Genomic DNA, 17109 nt, shown 5'->3' on the forward strand with positions numbered 1-17109 from the left:
CATCAGGGATTTTAGAAAAACAATATCAGTATTTCATCGGCAATTACAGCCCTTCTTTCCGCTACAATCTTTTTGCCCAAACCTAAGCTTCGCTAGCCCTTAGCTTCCAAAAAGTATTTCCGCTACAATAAGGTTTATTTTATAAAGCCAATGTTCCATATCAAAAGCTTGCTTTCAAAAATCATAGTCCTAAAAAAACAGGTAAAAAAACCAATTGATAATTCAATGATACATCCCTATTTCTGCCTAATCACAAACCCGAACTGGCAATGGATAGACTCTAAAATTAACCCTAAAATTTTTATTTTAACATAAATTTAACGTTTACTAATAAATTTATAAAAATTAAGCAACTATCTTTGTGCTGTAAATGTTGCTTAAAGCAGTCATTTAGCTAGTTTTGTCATTTGAAAAACATGAAATTAAAAATAAATTAAAATTCCTTAGTGTATTATTTACACTATTAAGATTTATTTCTATATTTGTATCATCAAAGGTTGAGAGATTTAAAAAAATCAACCAATTAAAAAAACAAAACAACCGGAATATTGGTTTAAAAAAATAACCCGTTCATACAGGTTTATATTTGGTTAGAAAAGGAGATTAGTCTGGATGGATAATCTCCTTTCTTTTTTTAACCGAATTTTAAAAACTTAGAGGCGCATTTTAATCAGCAGGGTTTTCATTGAGCCATTCAACAAATGTATTTTTAATGACCGAAAACATATTATTTCTGTCCATACCATCAACATACCATTGAACATCGTCTTGTTGAAGATCGTCAACCCCATAATACAAGGCATAGAATGTACTAAGGCCTCTATCATAATCAAGTTCGTAATAAAGATCTCTCAACTCTCTTAAGATCTTTAGCGATAATGTAATATTAAGTTCTTCTCTTATACCTGCTTGAATTAGATAACGAACATACCCTTTAATTGCTTCCTTTTTATTGGAATAGTCTAAACTCAATTCATCTAATACCTTATCAGTTAACGCTTGCAGTTCAAACTGGTCGTATGGAGAACTAATCCCTGCGAGGATAACAAGATGTTCTGTATCAAAGCCATTCATCAGCATATCTACTGCCCAATCAATCCAAAACTTATCGATATTACGATTAAGTACTTTGTAAGCTAGTATTGCAGGAGTTGTTTTTACATATGGTTGCACAGGATCAAGATATACAATATCCCTAAAATAATCAAACACACCTAGTTAACCAGAGAGGACTAACTTTTGGATATTGTTGGAGGACTAAGTGGGTTTCGTTTTGCTTGTTTAAAATTTCTATATGTATAACCCTTCAAATTCTTTACCTTTTTAACTATACAAGCTTAATTAAACTACTTGCAATATTCATCTTATATCTCTTTACGTCTTTTGTATCTGTTATCTAGACAAGTAAATTAAAGAACCATTTGAAAAATTAAAAGCTTCCAAAATAGGTGTTCAAATACCTAAACAGCAATTACTTAAAATATATCTTAAATGTAGTGCCCTTATTAATATCGCTCTCAACCTCTATTTTACCTCCCATAGCCTCTACCTGGTTTTTAGAGATAAATAAACCAAAACCACGGGCATCGGCATTACCATTAAAAGTTTGGTAAATACCAAACATCTTCTCGCCATGTTTTTGTAAATCTATCCCCAAACCATTATCAGAAATCCGCAACACCAATTGCCCCTTTTCTTCAAAACATGTAAAAGAAAGTACAGGTTTGCGATCGGGATGCGAGTAGCGCAAAGCATTCGAAATCAGATTAAGTAAAATACTTTCTAAATAGGCCCTGTTATATTCAACAACTATTCCCGCATCAACTTTGTTGATGATAACCGCCTCCTTAGCCAAAATTTGAGCATTCAAATTGGTTAATGTGGTATTAATGTAATGACGGATACTCAAAGGCTCAACAAAAATATCTATCTGGGTCTGTATGTTAACGATGTTATTCAAATTGAGCAGCGTTTCATTTAAATTTTCGGCTACTTGTTTCAATAACTCAATCATCTCATCTCTATCCGTATCATTTTGCGCACTTTCAATCAGGGTGGTAATCCCCAAAATATTGCTCGCATGCGAGCGTAAATTATGCGAAACGATATAAGAAAAATTAAGCAGTCTTTTGTTCTGCTCCGTAACCAAATCGAATGACTTTTTAAGAGCCAAATCAGCTTCAATTCTTTTGGTCACATCAATCATTATCCCCCTAAGTTTTACCGGCTGTTCAGCTTCCGCTACAATCGTAACAATATCTCTAATCCAAACCACACTCCCATCACTGGCAATCATCCTATATTCCTCATCCAACTGATAGGTATCTGGCGCCAAATTTCTGAGATAAGAGATAACCTTATCTTTATCTGCTGGGTGCACATGATCAAACCAAAAACTAGGACTTCTTTTCCATTGTTCTACCGTGTAGCCAAGTATATCCTCAACTTTTTTACTAATAAAACTGCATTCATGAGTTTCTAAATCACCCTCCCAAACAATCCCATCAATGGTATTGATCAATGATTCAATTCTGTCTTGCGAATCACGTAAAATCTGCTCCTCTTCTTTACGTTTCGTAATATCTTCTATAATCACAATGTGATGCGTAGGCTCTTCTCCAACATCCCACAAAGGGGTAATAATTACGTTGCCCCAAATAACCTCACCGTTTTTGTGCACATAACGCTTTACATTTTTAAGCTCTCTTATTTTACCAGCCAATAATTGCTTAAAGAGATCTCTATCCGGGTCTAAATCATCATAATAAATTAATGATTTGATTTTTTTCTCAAACAACTCCTCCGTACTATAGCCCAAAAAAGTAGAGATATAATCATTCACCTCTAAAATCTGACCTGTTTTTGAGTTAATCCTGATAATCCCAATCGCCGCATGGTCAAAAATCTTTTTATACTTATTTTCTGCAGCTTCCAACTTAAATGCCTGATCATCCACCACAACATGCAGTTGCAATTGTTTATTCAATAAACGGGTAATCAAATAACTTGATAAAATAGCCAAACCCAAACCAAAAACAACAACACCAATAAGCTCCAACCAACCATCGTAGCTATCTGTACTTACCACATACAACTTCCAATCGCCATCCGGAAAAACTATGGCCTGCGATTGTGCTTTGGCAAAGTTTTTTGGCATAGGCAGAAAAAACTCTTCCTTGTTGGTAAGCTCATTAATTTTAGAGAATTGAAACTGATAACGTTGGTATTTTCGATTGTCAATCCCTACCGAATGAAATAGGGTTTTAAGTTTGATCACTACTGCCGAAAATCCCCAAAATTTACCATCAATATATAAGGGCAACCTGCCAATTACACCTACCCCACCTTGCGTAAGTTTAACAGGCCCTTGGAAATAAATTTTACGCATTTCTATCGCCTTTTTTACTTCATAAACTGTTTGCGGCGGGCTTTTAAATAAATCTAAATTTAAAGCCGGCTCATTTCCTTTTAACGGATAAATGTATTTAATAACGCCATTCGGCACCAACTGAACAGCCTGCAAATCCGGATTACTTTGGATCAAGGAAGCAGCAACCTTCTCAAAATTCTCGGGCACACCATCTCTATTTAGCGTTAAAGCCAAGGTTAGGGTTACGGTATAGGAGTTTTTTAAAGATTGCTCAACCTTTTCCTTTACTCCATTTAAAATATTGGTAATTTCACGCTTTTTATTTTCCTGATATATATAATGGCGTTGCAGGGTAATCAAAAAAATCAACGATACCAGCAGCAGAAAAGAAATAAACCCTGTAGTTTTCGGCCTCATTAAGAACCAGTTAGAAAACTGATGAGATTTTTTCTGCATGGTTAACCGAACTGATAATTTGTATTGATCATATTTAATGCCGCAAGAATACGGTTAAATATAGCAAATTTGAGTAATTATTTAATTAAATTTTAAACCTGCAGATAGGCAGCCAATAACTACAATTCACCGACCAATTGCATAGCCGCTGTATAACTAGATGCCGTTGCAGGTATTCTTCTCAACCAACCTACACACTCAAAAGTGTTATCCTCTTTCAAATAACTTAGCGCAATAAAAAATGCGGCATCAAATTTAAATGGAGTTTCGCTCACAAATACTTTGGTTAAAACCGTTCTTGCTACATCTTCTTGCCGAGTTTCTATAAGCACTATTCCGTAATAATAACCAACACTAGCACTACTCATATCAGCCAAATAAGCTTTTTCTAAATAGGGCTCCGCAGCTACATAATCACCTTCGTTATACAAAGATGCAGCTATAGCCAAGTCATTTTGCCCGGTTAAAACTTGTTGGGTAACCAACATCTGCCCTTTACTTGCATATTTTTCATACAAACTATCATTCCACGGTGCCCAAAGCAGCAGCCCAACAATTCCCATTACCACAAACGCAGGCAGCCATTTGCGATATGGCTTTAAAGAAATCTTCACTTCAGCCCCATCGTTTTTAAGCTGCTGCTCTTGCTGCTCTTTGTTCGCATATGGTTGATGTGTATGGGCTTCCATGAGTTTACCTTATACTAAAACGACCCAATTAAACTTATGCCTTTTTAAAAATAGAAACCGCCAATGGCGCTAAATTAATAGCGATAGAGTGCTGCTGGTTCAACAATGGAACATTTTCTGAGGGTATAACTTTCGGATTGAGCTTACCACTGCCGTAAAATTCTTCAGCATCGGTACTAAAAATTTCTTTCCATTTACCTTTGGGCACAGCCACCCTAAAATCTGCTCTATAAACAGGTGTCAAATTTAAAACTACAATTAGCGTATCTTTTAACTTATCAGATTTTCGGGCATATACAAATACAGAATGATCCGCATCATCGGCATTAATCCATTCAAAACCATCGTAACTAAAATTGTAATGATAAAGAGCTGGCTCGCTCCGGTAAAGTTTATTCAATGCTTTAACCAGCTGTTGCATACCCTTGTGTGGTGCATGCTGCAACAAATCCCAGCTTAATGATTGCGTAAAATTCCACTCATTGGTTTGGGCAAACTCATTACCCATAAATAACAATTTCGTACCCGGATGCGTAAACATATAAGCATAAAGTGTGCGCAAATTCGCAAACTTCTGCCATTCATCACCCGGCATTTTATAAATCATAGACGATTTACCATGCACCACCTCATCGTGCGAAAAAGGCAACATAAAGTTTTCTGTAAAAGCATAAGTCATGCTAAACGTTAACTGATGGTGATGGTGCTTTCTCTCAATAGGATCATTTTTAAAATACTTCAACGTATCATTCATCCAACCCATCATCCATTTCATGCCAAAACCTAAGCCCCCAGCAAAAACTGGTCTGGTTACGCCATCATAAGTACTGCTCTCTTCTGCAATGGTGTGTACGCCCTTAAAGTTTCCGTAAACCGCTTCGTTCATATCCTTTAAAAACCTTACCGCTCCCAAATTTTCGGTACCACCATACTCATTCGTTCCAAACTCACCTTCGCCCCTACTAAAATCAAAATACAGCATCGAGGCTACAGCATCTACACGCAAACCATCTGCATGAAACTGATCTAACCAAAACATGGCGTTGCTAATCAAAAACGAACGAACCTCATTTCTATCATAGTTAAAAATATACGATTTCCAATCCGGATGAAACCCTTTACGCATATCTGCATGCTCATACAAATGGGTTCCGTCAAAGTTAAAAAGCCCATGTGCATCACCTGGGAAATGGGAAGGTACCCAGTCTAACAATACACCAATATCATTTTTATGCAACTGCTCAATCAAATACATTAAATCCTGCGGACTGCCATGTCTAGAGCTTGCTGCAAAATAACCCGTAATTTGATATCCCCACGATGGGAAATAAGGATACTCCATAATCGGCATCAATTCTACATGCGTAAAACCCATTTCCAAAATATAAGGAACTAAGGTATTGGCAATTTCACCATAACTTAAAACCCTTTCCGGATTACTCGGATCTCGCTGCCACGAACCTAAATGCAGTTCGTAAACCGACATCGGTTTGTCTAATGCCGTTAATTTTTCCCTCTTCTTTAACCAGGCTTTATCGGTCCAATTGTAGGTTGTATCCCAAACAATACTTGCTTTTTGCGGCGGATGCTCCCATCGCAATGCAAATGGATCACCCTTTTCTAGATCACTCCCATCAAAACCCTTAATGTAATATTTATAAACCTCACCTTTACCAACATGCGGTATAAAACCCTCCCAAATACCAGATTCATCCCATCTTTTGTTCAATGGGTGGGTGGCTCTATTCCACTCATTAAAATTGGCAATTACAGAAACCTGTTGTGCATTAGGCGCCCAAACCGAGAAATAAGTACCCGCAGTTTGATTAACCGTGAGCAAATGTGCACCCATTTTTTCGTACAAACGAAAATGCTTGCCCGACACAAATAGCGCAACATCAAAATCAGTCAATAAACTATGTACCCATACACTTTTGCTGTAATCTGTAAACGGGTTTGCTGTGGTAATTACCGTACCAGCTTTTTTTGCTTTTACTTTAACAACGCCCTTGGTAGCTTTAGTTTCAAGTGTTTTTTTGGTGGTAGCCATGTTCTGTTTTTGGTTGGTATTTGATAGCGGTAATTTACTTTATTTAACCTTAGTTTAAAGTATTTTTGTGTAAAAATTGAAATGCTTAACAATAACGCAACATTTATTTTTTTGTTTCTAGAAAACCAATGTCAGCATTTCATGGCAATACTAGCCCCGCAATTTGTTTCGGTATTGCCCTCCGCACCTTGGCCAAACCATACCTACACGGCTGTCGGGTTTATATAACGAGGCAGGTAGTGCTTGGCCAATTTTGTTCTCCCTCAAAGTTTAATAATTAGCTCGGTTATTTTCGGCTGCTGAGAAACCAGCCGATAGAAAAAAACCCTATGTGTTCTATATGCCTAACTCCTTGGTCTGTGGCACACAGAACACTTTCAAAACAACCCCTTATATGTTCTATGTGCCTATGTGGTAAATCCTATTTAATAATAACTCAAATCCTTGGTCTGAGGCACATAGAACACTTTCAAAACAACTCCTTATATGTTCTATGTGACTTGTGGTTTAAGCCAAATTCGTAGTCTGTGGCACACAGAACACTTTCAAAACAAACCCTCATGTGTTCTATGTGCCTATGTGGTTAAAATCTATGCATTTTGTCATTAAGAACTTGTCCAATTTCACTTCGATAGCGCAGCGAATAACTTCAATTAAAGAGATCCTCCCTACGTCAGGATGACACACGAAGCAGTAACAGCGTCACTCCGAACCGGGCAAATAACCATATAAAATCAAATCATCCTCACTATTAATTGTATAATTACATCCATTATTAATCAATACCACTCGAGACGAAACCGTTAATATTTGTTTATAATAATGATCGGTGATGATGAACCCTTTATGCTGGTTAAACTTTGCGATATGCGCTTTAAGTTCGTCAGCAATTAATGGTGCCAATTGTGAAAACGGCTCATCCAACAAAATATATCGGGCATCGCTATAAATAATCAATAAGGCCTCAACCAATCTTCTATTTCCACCAGACAAACTACCCAATCTTTCTTTTAAATGCTGTTTAATAAGTTCAACATCCAATAATTGAGCCCTGTAAGTTTTAGTATATAAATTCACTAAATCAGCTATTCTCAAGTAGTGCGGAATAAAATATCCCTGAGGTAAATAAGCCACTTTGCCAGAAAGGTATGTTTTTAAAGCGAGTTCACCATCAACCCTCAAATGCATAAAATGAGGCTTAATTTCTCCAAAAATAATCTTCAACAAAGTCGATTTTCCTGAGCCATTCCTCCCCAATAAACCAACAACTTCACCTACTTTGCAGTTTAAAAAGACACTACTCAATACTTCCCTTTCGCCAAAACGATGGTTAACACTATCTATATAAAGTTCATCCATAGATAAGAGATTATTAACAATGAAATAAAAAGTAAAAAGTCGAAGGCAAAGAATAAGCCTAATAATTTGCGGTAGCTAAAGCCCAAATTGCGGTAGTAATAAGAACGATAAGCAAAAAATAATTTCTCTATCACCAAAGTAGTAACATAAGCAATCCATTTTAATGCAACTGCAATGTTGTACAAATTAACCTTATCAAAGCCTTTTAATACAAATAAATAAATGAGATATAGTGTTAAACTAAAATTTAAAACTGCTACTAATTTAAAATGGTGAACAAATAAAAACTTTAGTTTATGTAGCATTTAACTAATTAAAAATTGATACATCATCATCAACAATATTATAAATATAAAAAAGTCTGGTATAAAAAGAATAGAAAATATGCTACGATAGCTAATCCTCAAATTTCTGTAAAAATATTTTCGTTCCGGAAAAATCACCTTTTCTAGCATAACTGATAATGCATAACCAGAAAATTTAAATAATACAGCATAATAATAAAGATTGATTTTATCGAAGCCTTTTAAATAGAACAAATAAGTAAAAAATAAGCTCACAAAAACATTGAGGCAAATGATTGCTTTAAAATGATTGCAATACAAAAATCTCAATTTTTTTAGCTTAATTAAATTTTATTAAAAGACATTGATCTTAAAAAACCACATCGCAAAATCTTATTAAATCTATTAATTTTTTTATTCAGAACTTGTACCAATTTCACGTTGTAAGCGCAGCGAAGAATCTCTATCGATAAATTTAATGTTTGGTTAGTTTTACAAATCCGTGGTCTGTGGCACACAGAACACTTTCAAAACAAAACCTCATTTATTCTATGTGCCTATGTGGTAAATCCTATTTAATAATAACCAACAAAAAACCACATAGCTACACAGCAAAATCTAATAGCTATGCAACTATGTGGTTAAAATTTAAAAAAATAAACCTAAATATTAAGCTCCGAAAATCTTAATATTCATAAAGTTCTTGTTCGATTTAAATCTCAAACGTTTTCGATCATCAATAGAAAAGTCTGTTACCTCTTTATCATCAACAAAAATTTTGTTTACTGCAAAAGGCAAACCAATTACGTTATAATCATAAAGCTCGTAAGTTGGAGTATATAAACCTTCAATCGTTTGCTCAATAAACAAGTTTTTACCATCACCTCTTACGCTAAATTTCTTCTCTAAATAAATATCTTGTTCGTAAGCAAATGTATCTCCATGATCTTCAAACAAGAATGAATTTACTTCGTATCCCGAATAATAAATATTTAGCCAAAGCTCATCAATTGGTTTTTCGCCAACATATTGCATCACCGGATATTCTGGCACAACCGAACCTGCTCTCACAAATAAAGGCATATCTTCTAACGGCGCATCAATGTTGTATTCATTTTCGCCGTTTAACAATTCATGCGACCAGAAATTATACCATTGTCCTTTTGGTAAATAAACGATACGAGAAGTTGCTCCTTGCTCTAAAACCGGGCAAACCAATATTTTATCTCCAAAAGTAAATTCATCCTGACGGAAATGGTTACTGATGTTTTCCTGTTCTAACATCGCCAATGGCCTTAAAATAGGGAAACCATAACGGTGATGCTCCCAAAAAACAGAGTAGATGTAAGGCATTAAACGATACCTTAACTCTATAAATTTGCGGTTAATTGAAGTAAATGGCTCGCCAAAACTCCAAGGTTCACGTACCGAAGTATCACCTGCAGAGTGGGCTCTCATAAATGGAGAGAAAGTACCTAACTGTATCCAACGTGTAAATAACTCACCATCTGGCTCTCCGCTAAAACCACCAATATCGGTACCGCAAAACGGAACACCTGAAATCGACATCCTTTGGCATTGAATATTACCCAACTTTAAATGTTCCCAAGTTGCTACATTATCACCCGTCCATACGCAAGCATAACGCTGCATACCCGAATAACCTGCTCTGGTAATCGTAAACGGACGTTTATTGCGCATCAACTTCTTTAAACCATCATAAGTAGAGCGTACCATTTGCATACCATATACATTGTGTGCTTTACGGTGCGAACCACGGTAACCTTCGTAATTATGGCGAACATCATTAGGGAAAGTTCCGGCACCAAAAACAGCTGGCTCATTCATATCGTTCCAAAAACCTGCAACGCCTAATTCAACCAATTCTTTGTATAATCCACCAAACCATTCTCTAACTGTCGGATTGGTAAAATCTGGAAATTGGCATCTCCCTGGCCAAACATGCCCTTCCATAAAATAATCATCACTCCTTCTACAGAAGTAATTATTTTCTTTTCCTTCTTTAAACACCCAATAATTGTCATCCACCTTAATCCCCGGATCTATCATTACAACGGTTTTCATGCCGATGTTAAGCAGATCTTTGATCATTTTTTTAGGATCAGGGAAATATTTTTTGTTCCAAGTAAAACAACGGTAGCCATCCATGTAATCGATGTCTAGGTAAATGGCATCACACGGAATTTTATTTGATCTAAAACCTTCTGCAACTTCTCTAACCCTGCTTTCTGGATAATAACTCCAACGGCATTGGTGATAACCTAAAGCCCATTTTGGCGGTAATTTATGTGTTCCTGTTAAGGTTTGATAACGCTTAACCACATCCATCATATGTGGCCCGTGGATATAGTAATATTGCAACTCTCCACCATCAGCCCAAAAACTTGTTTTATCGTTGTTCTCTCTACCAAAATCAAAATAAGAACGGAATGTATTATCAAAAAACACTCCGTAACTTGCACCTTTATTAATCCCAATATAAAAAGGAATAGTGCGGTACAATGGATCTTGATCCCAACCAAAAGAATAGGCATCCGTATTCCAGTTCTGGAATTTTCTGCCACGTAAATTCATGTTACCAGATTTATCGCCCAAACCAAAAAAGTTTTCTTCTGGCATGCACTCTTTGGTGGCAAAAACATAATAGCCACCAAATTCTATATTCTCTTCCCAATGCATTGGTGAAGCATCTTGGCTCATTACCATCCCTGTGGTATTGTCAGAAAATGAAACTAAAAAGTCTTCTTTACTTACTTTACAAGTAACAATACTGGTCGATATTAAATAGTCGGTATCCGTTTCTTCTAACCTAAAAGTGGTAACTCGTTGGTCTACAACTGGAACCGCATAAGAAAAATCATCCAAAAAAACACCGTGTGGTGCTAAGCGAACTCTTATAATTTCGTCGCTAACAACACGAACCTCTACTCTGGCATTACCATCAGAAAAATAAAACTTATTACCTTCTTTTTTTACACCTTTAACTTCTGTTAAGTATTGTTTAACAATTGGCTTTAAATCTGTAACTGGGTTGTTAAGATGCTGAATTACCTCTTCTGTATTTTCTTGCGCTATTGTTTCTGCTATAATTTGTTTTTCGTCGTGGTTGATTTCTTCTGGCATATTACTAAAATACGATTAACTTAATACTTCTTTGTCATCCGCTTGATGCGTGATTACTTTTTTATCCGTAATCAAAAAATTAGCCAAGCCTCCAATAATAAGAGAAACCCCTGCCAATAACATTGCATTGATTACTGCCGAACCAAAAATAACTTGGTAAAGATAGTTTAAACCACCTGTTGCAGCAATAATTTGCGGAATTACAATAAACATATTAAAAATCCCCATATAAACACCCATTTTTTTAGGATTTATAGCACTTGAGAGCATGGCATATGGCATAGATAAGATACTACCCCAAGAGATTCCAATCAAAATAAAAGAAAAAATTAATTGTTGCGGTTCTTGAATGAAATACATCGATATGAAACCTAAGCCACCTGCTATTAAACTAAACATGTGGATATATTTCCTGTTTATGCTCCATTTTGCGGCATAAAAGGTAAGGACTAAAGCAAATGCCATAGATGATAAACCATACATCCCCATGTAAGAACCCACTAAATCTGCTGCATCATTGTATGATTTACTGGCGGCCATAAATAACGCTTTTGAACTTTCATCTGCCATGTTAAAAGCTGTTTCTACAGGTGCTGGAGCATTAAAAACATGTGTGGTTAACGCGGGCGTTGCCAAACTCCACATCGCAAAAAACGCAAACCAACTAAAAAATTGAATTACACCCAGTAGTTTCATGGTTTTTGGCATTTGGCCGATGCTCGAAAATATTTCTCTAAAACCATTAGCAAAGCCTTTGCTAGCTTCATTTTCTTTTTTAAATTCTTCTAAATCTTCTGGTGGATATTCTGTTGTAGTGAAAATGGTATATAAAACTGATGCTAGAAAAACAACGCCTCCTATGCCAAAAGCTATTTTTACAGACATGGGGATCACACCCGGTAAAGCTTCGTTACTAACACCTAACTGATTAACCAACCACGGCAAGTTACTCGCTACCCAAGTACCCACCCCAATAATTAGCGTTTGCATTACAAAACCATAAGAGCGTTGCGAATCAGGCAATTTATCTGCTACCAAAGCTCTAAATGGTTCCATGGTAATGTTAATGGAAGCATCTAAAACCCATAAACATCCCGCAGCAACCCACAACACTGGTGAGTTTGGCAAGAAAAATAGAACAATTGTACTTAAAATAGCCCCGATTAAAAAGAAGGGCTTTCTCCTTCCCCAGCGTGGGCTCCAAGTTCTGTCGCTCATGTAACCGATGATGGGTTGCACTAACAAACCTGTTAATGGAGCTGCAATCCATAATGCTGGTATTTCATCTTGACTTGCACCTAAGGTTTGAAATATGCGAGACATAAAGCCGCCTTGTAATGCAAAGCCAAACTGTATACCCAAAAAGCCGAAGCTCATGTTAAAAATACTCCAAAATGATAGTTTTGGTTTGTGAGATAGGTTGTTCATGGTTTATTTGGTCATATTTGGTTAGGTCTTCGATTACGCTCAGACTTACACATTTTGTCATCCTGAGCTTATCGAAGGATTTTTATTGCTACTCATTAGGTGTTTTGTCATCCTGAACGCAGTGAAGGATCTCTAAGACGGACTCACTAAAGTTATTCCTCAACTGCGCTCAGCAAAACAAGTTTGCTTAAAACTCCAATATCACAGCACTTGTTGATGGCATTTTAATGTTTAAACCATCATTCATATTTGTAGTATTAAATGTGGTATCAGACAATAAATCAGTAAAAGTGATGCCTTTGGCTTCTAAATTAAAAGCTTTCAAAACATCAGTAGGAAATTTTACATTTAAGTTGGTTTCATTTCTATTAAAATTAGCCAATACCAAAACACGTTTATTTGCTGTATAGCGTAAATAGGCATAAACCCTATCGTTAAATCCTGCAGAACCTTGGTTTGCATTTAATAACTCGTAAAAATTACCACTGCTAATTGCCTCATTTTCATCAACGAGATTTAACAACTTGCTATAAAACTGGCGAAGACTTTTTTCTTCATCATTTAATTTGCCACCATCAAAAGCGCCATCATTCATCCATTTTTGGTGTTTTGGTAAACTCCAATAATCAAAAATAGAAGAGCGACTATCTTCACCACCAAAACCCTCGGCTCCATGAGCAGGCTCACCAACTTCTTGTCCGTTGTAAATCATTACCGGCCCAGATGATAAAGTAGCCGTTACCACCATGCCGGGTACACCATACCAAGCATTTTGCGCAAAATCATTAGAAGCTATCCTGGTTTCATCATGGTTTTCTAAAAAGCGTAACATGTGCTGCGAAAATCCGTTGCTTTCTTTTTGCCAAACAAAGCTGATGTCTTTTACTGTCGCATTCGCTTCATTCCTCATCAGCCTTTTGATACCATCGTACAAACCAACCTTGTCATACAAATAATCAAATTTTCCATTCACTAAAAAATTCTTGTATTCATTCCTATCGTAAGCCTCGCCAATAAAAATTAAATCTGGATATCTCTTTTTTAAATCGGTAATAGCCCAACTCCAGAACTCTACAGGCACCATTTCTACCATATCGCACCTAAAACCATCTACTCCTTTTGATGCCCAAAACGCTAAAATATCTCTCATTTTTCTCCAAACTGGAGGCTGAGGTACAAAATTTTTGGTATTTTTATTCTGAATATCAAGACCGTAGTTTAATTTAATGGTTTCAAACCAATCGTCAATACTTGGCGACTGACTAAATACATTATTTCCGGTGGCCTTGGCAGGATATTCGTCAAATTTGCCATCCTTCAAAGGACTTTTAAATTCATCGCCTCCTGGATTATATCCGTTAGGTACAACAAAATGTTGATTTGGAATGTAATAAAAATCATTTGTTGGCGAAAAGCTTTTGGTAGTATCATCATTAGCTCCCAAATCTATTACTGTACTTGGTTTTTGATCAGAATGATAGGTTCTTGCTACGTGATTGGGAATAAAATCCATCAACACTTTTAAACCTTGTGCGTGTGTGCGCTTAATCAAGGCTTCATACTCTTCCATTCTCTTATCCACATCAACCGCCAAATCTGGGTCAACATCATAATAATCTTTAATAGCATATGGTGAACCAGCCCTACCCTTCACAATATCCGGATCATCAGATTTGATACCGTATTGCGTATAATCTGTCATGGTTGCGTGCTCAATTACTCCAGTGTACCACACATATTTTACGCCAAGCTTTTTGAGCTCGCCTAAAGCATTATCACTAAAGTCATTAAATTTTCCACTCCCGTTTTCTTGTATAGAACCATAAAATTTATTGGTGGTATTTTTATTCCCAAAATGACGAACAAATGCCTGATAGATCACCAATTTTCTGTTTTCTATCTGCTCTGCAGTCGTTTGATTTTGATCTAACATGTTAAGATTATTTTTTGTTACGCAAGCAGAAAAGCTAACAATTAAGCTTATCGATAATGCTATTTTAATATAGTTTTTCAACTGATTATGCGTTAATTGCTAATGTTCCGTTGGCTTCTAAATGTTCGTCTTTTCCAAAAACATTCAGATCTAAAGCGTGTTCACTTTCATTGGTTAAGCTCACTTTTTTACCATCAAATTTAACGGTAACAATGGCTTTTCTAAACCCAATTTTAAAACTGTAAGATTTCCAGTTTTTAGGCAACACAGGATGTAAACTTAACTGATTATTTTTTACCCTCATACCGCCAAAGCCTTCTACCACACTTAACCAAGTACCAGCCATTGAAGTGATATGTAAACCATCTTCGGTATCGTTGTTGTAATCATCTAAATCTAAACGTGAGGTGCGCAAATAAAATTCGTAGGCTCTATCTAAATCACCAAGTTTAGCTGCAATAATAGCGTGTACGCAGGGCGATAAAGAACTTTCATGAACTGTACGTGGCTCATAAAAATCGTAATTGCGACGAATGGTTTCTAAATCGTAATCCTCCTCAAAAAAGTAAATGCCCTGCAAAACGTCAGCTTGTTTAATAAAGCAAGAACGTAAAATCCTGTCCCAACTCCATTTTTGATTTAATGGTCGATCTATTGCAGGTAAATCTTTTACTAGAACTTGCTCCTTATCTAAATAACCATCTTGTTGCAAGAAAATACCTAATTTTTCATCCGTTGCATAAAACATTTTGTCTATAATTTCTTGCCAATGCTCCTGCTCTTCAACCAAGTTAAATTTGGTTTTACTTATAATTTCATCTAATCGGGATGCATCATTTTGTTTAACCAATTCAATCGATTCGATGGTATATTTTAAACACCAAGTTGCTATTGTGCTTGTGTACCAATTGTTATTGATGTTATTTTCGTACTCGTTCGGGCCAGTAACGCCCAACATCACATACTTTTCTTTATCAATGCTCCAATTAACACGTTGTGCCCAAAAACGAGCAATACCAATTAGCACCTCTAAGCCATATGCTGCTAAATATTTGTTTTCTCCCGTGTAACGGATATAATTAAAAATAGCAAAAGCAATTGCACCATTTCTGTGGATTTCCTCGAAAGTAATCTCCCATTCATTATGGCATTCTTCGCCATTAATGGTAACCATTGGATATAAGGCCGCTCCATTTTTAAAACCTAGTTTTTCTGCATTTTCAATTGCCTTTTCTAAGTGTTTGTAACGATAAATCAATAGATTTTCTGCTACCTGTTGCGGTGCGGTAGCTAAGTAAAATGGCAAACAATAAGCTTCGGTATCCCAATAGGTAGAACCTCCATATTTCTCGCCTGTAAAACCTTTCGGACCAATATTTAACCTTGCATCTTCGCCAGTGTAAGTTTGGTGCAGTTGAAAAATATTAAATCTTATGGCTTGTTGTGCAGCTACGTCACCTTCAATAATCACATCCCCATTTTGCCATTTTGAAGCCCAGGCATCAGCCTGTTCGCTTAACATTATGTCGAAGCCTTTTTCCTTAACTTCATTTAGTTTTAAGATTGCATTTGCTTCAATCTCCTCTTTTTCATGATTTTCTGAAGAAAGATTTACAGCATATTTATAAATTGAAGTAGCTTGCTTTTGTTTAACATCAACTTCAAACTTTTGCGACACATATTTTTCTTTACTGGCAAAAGATGATTTTAAATTTACCTCACTGCCATCCTTAACAATAGAAGTATAAATTACAGAGCTTACCCAAAATGCAGTTTTTTTAGTCTCTAAAGTTAACAAGGCAAAATCAGCTTCTTGTTTAGCTGTAATTTGGTTCCAGAATTTCTCATCATAATTAGAGTCCTGGTTTTTTACATCACCATCTAAAAAAGATACAACCTCTATTTTACCATCGAAATTTTGAGGGGTAATGGTATATTTAATCACTCCAGCTTCATCGTCTACAATGCTGCAAAAACGAACTGATTCTATTGCTACTACATTTCCATTTTTTAGCTCGGCTGTAAATTTTCTGGTTAGTGTACCCAACTTCATATCCAACACACGACTAAAATCTAAAACCTTGCAGGTATTTAAATCTAAAACTTCGCCATTGATGGAGATATTTAAACCAATCCAATTGGTTGCGTTTAAAACTTTGGCAAAATATTCTGGATAACCATTTTTCCACCAACCCACTCTGGTTTTATCAGGATAATACACTCCTGCAACATAGTTTCCCTGCAAAGTTTCGCCAGTGTAAGTTTCTTCAAAATTGGCTCTTTGCCCCATTCTTCCGTTACCAATGCTAAAAATACTTTCAGATATTTTATTTAAATGCGGGTCAAAACCTTCTTCAATAATCTGCCACTCGTTATGCTTAATGTAATTCTTCATT

10 protein-coding genes are annotated in these 17109 nt (G+C 36.0%); all 10 read right to left on the bottom strand.

From position 1 onward, the window contains the following. Window positions 1-666 precede the first annotated feature (666 nt). The 10 genes from AC07XU_RS14570 to AC07XU_RS14615 all read right to left on the bottom strand — a co-directional run bounded on the left by AC07XU_RS14570 (window position 667) and on the right by AC07XU_RS14615 (window position 17108). Window positions 667-1173, bottom strand: coding sequence for a hypothetical protein (locus AC07XU_RS14570; protein ID WP_494944369.1), 507 nt, complete (start codon window positions 1171-1173; stop codon window positions 667-669). 298 nt (window positions 1174-1471) lie between these two features. Continuing rightward, window positions 1472-3826 (bottom strand): PAS domain S-box protein, encoded by a 2355-nt coding sequence (locus AC07XU_RS14575; protein WP_494944370.1) that lies wholly within the window; start codon window positions 3824-3826, stop codon window positions 1472-1474. A 119-nt stretch (window positions 3827-3945) separates the two neighbouring features. Then, complete coding sequence (locus tag AC07XU_RS14580) at window positions 3946-4515, bottom strand: hypothetical protein (protein ID WP_494944371.1); 570 nt, start codon at window positions 4513-4515, stop codon at window positions 3946-3948. Window positions 4516-4549: 34 nt separating this feature from the next. Then, complete coding sequence (glgB, locus tag AC07XU_RS14585) at window positions 4550-6565, bottom strand: 1,4-alpha-glucan branching protein GlgB (RefSeq protein ID WP_494944372.1); 2016 nt, start codon at window positions 6563-6565, stop codon at window positions 4550-4552. A gap of 702 nt (window positions 6566-7267) precedes the next feature. Next, the gene (locus AC07XU_RS14590; protein WP_494944373.1) at window positions 7268-7924 is read right to left on the bottom strand and encodes an ATP-binding cassette domain-containing protein; all 657 of its coding nucleotides are present in this window, start codon (window positions 7922-7924) and stop codon (window positions 7268-7270) included. Continuing rightward, a complete protein-coding gene (locus AC07XU_RS14595) occupies window positions 7906-8229 on the bottom strand; it encodes a hypothetical protein (protein WP_494944374.1) in 324 nt (107 codons plus the stop codon). The genes AC07XU_RS14590 and AC07XU_RS14595 overlap by 19 nt, the downstream gene beginning before the upstream one ends. Before the next feature lie 648 nt (window positions 8230-8877). Next, window positions 8878-11352, bottom strand: coding sequence for a glycoside hydrolase family 31 protein (locus AC07XU_RS14600; RefSeq protein WP_494944375.1), 2475 nt, complete (start codon window positions 11350-11352; stop codon window positions 8878-8880). Window positions 11353-11367: 15 nt separating this feature from the next. After that, window positions 11368-12780 carry an MFS transporter gene (locus tag AC07XU_RS14605; protein WP_494944376.1) on the bottom strand — a complete coding sequence of 471 codons (1413 nt, stop codon included), beginning with the start codon at window positions 12778-12780 and terminating at the stop codon, window positions 11368-11370. 187 nt (window positions 12781-12967) lie between these two features. Next, window positions 12968-14713 carry an alpha-amylase family glycosyl hydrolase gene (locus AC07XU_RS14610; RefSeq protein WP_494944377.1) on the bottom strand — a complete coding sequence of 582 codons (1746 nt, stop codon included), beginning with the start codon at window positions 14711-14713 and terminating at the stop codon, window positions 12968-12970. Window positions 14714-14798: 85 nt separating this feature from the next. Further along, entirely contained in the window at window positions 14799-17108 is a 2310-nt protein-coding gene (locus AC07XU_RS14615) for a glycoside hydrolase family 65 protein (protein ID WP_494944378.1), read from the bottom strand. Between the last annotated feature and the right edge of the window lies 1 nt (window position 17109).

This window comes from Pedobacter sp. GW456-11-11-14-TSB4 (assembly GCF_059424425.1).

Excerpts from the sequence above, each read along its gene's own strand:
- AC07XU_RS14575 (WP_494944370.1), bottom strand. The coding sequence starts at position 3,826 with ATGCAGAAAAAATCTCATCAGTTTTCTAACTGGTTCTTAATGAGGCCG.
- AC07XU_RS14580 (WP_494944371.1), bottom strand. The coding sequence starts at position 4,515 with ATGGAAGCCCATACACATCAACCATATGCGAACAAAGAGCAGCAAGAG.
- glgB (WP_494944372.1), bottom strand. The coding sequence starts at position 6,565 with ATGGCTACCACCAAAAAAACACTTGAAACTAAAGCTACCAAGGGCGTT.
- AC07XU_RS14590 (WP_494944373.1), bottom strand. The coding sequence starts at position 7,924 with ATGGATGAACTTTATATAGATAGTGTTAACCATCGTTTTGGCGAAAGG.
- AC07XU_RS14595 (WP_494944374.1), bottom strand. The coding sequence starts at position 8,229 with ATGCTACATAAACTAAAGTTTTTATTTGTTCACCATTTTAAATTAGTA.
- AC07XU_RS14600 (WP_494944375.1), bottom strand. The coding sequence starts at position 11,352 with ATGCCAGAAGAAATCAACCACGACGAAAAACAAATTATAGCAGAAACA.
- AC07XU_RS14605 (WP_494944376.1), bottom strand. The coding sequence starts at position 12,780 with ATGAACAACCTATCTCACAAACCAAAACTATCATTTTGGAGTATTTTT.
- AC07XU_RS14610 (WP_494944377.1), bottom strand. The coding sequence starts at position 14,713 with ATGTTAGATCAAAATCAAACGACTGCAGAGCAGATAGAAAACAGAAAA.
- AC07XU_RS14615 (WP_494944378.1), bottom strand. The coding sequence starts at position 17,108 with ATGAAGAATTACATTAAGCATAACGAGTGGCAGATTATTGAAGAAGGT.